A 670-nucleotide genomic window follows, 5' to 3' on the forward strand; every position below is an offset into this window, starting at 1 on the left:
GGGCGATCGGGCTCCAACGCGACGGACACCGGGGGACCCTGACCGACAGGGCGGGCCCCGCCGAGGGCACGAGCCACGGCAACGCGGGCGTGCTGGCCTCGTGCTCGGTGCTGCCGGTGACGGGTCCCGGCCTGTGGCTGAAGGCGCCGAAGATGCTGCTGGACCCGAACCAGCCGCTCTTCATGAAGTGGTCCTACCTTCCGAAGATCGCGCCGTGGCTGATGAAGTTCATGACCCACGCCAACGCCGACGCCGCCCGCAGGCGCGCCGCCGCCGCCGCGCCCATCATCGGCGACAGCCTCGCCGACCACCAGGCGCTTTCGGCGGGCACCGGCGCCGAGCAATGGGTCGTGCCGGGCGATTACGTCTTCCTCTACAACAACCGCGCCGCCTTCGAGGCGGACGCCTTCGGCTTCCAGGTGCGGCGCGAGAACGGCTTCGAGTGGGAGCTGCTCGAGGATCAGGCGCTGCGCGACTACGACCCGATCTGGGGCCCGCAGATGACCTGCGCCGCGCGCTTCCCCGGCCACGGACGCATCACCGATCCCGGTCGCTACGTGAAGGACCTCGCCGCCCACGCGGTGTCGCAGGGCGCCCGGCTGGTCATCGGCGAGGTCACCGACCTTGCCCGCGAAAAGGGCGCTGTGACCGGGGTGCGCGTGGGGGGCGA

The 670-nt window shown here is 71.8% G+C and carries 1 protein-coding gene; it reads left to right on the forward strand.

What is annotated here, in order from left to right:
- Nucleotides 1-670 (forward strand): FAD-binding oxidoreductase (locus HC022_RS28220; RefSeq protein ID WP_167454563.1); only part of this gene is annotated, 670 nt, incomplete at both ends.

The sequence above is a fragment of the Salipiger sp. HF18 genome (genome assembly GCF_011806505.1).
Lineage (GTDB): Bacteria > Pseudomonadota > Alphaproteobacteria > Rhodobacterales > Rhodobacteraceae > Salipiger > Salipiger thiooxidans.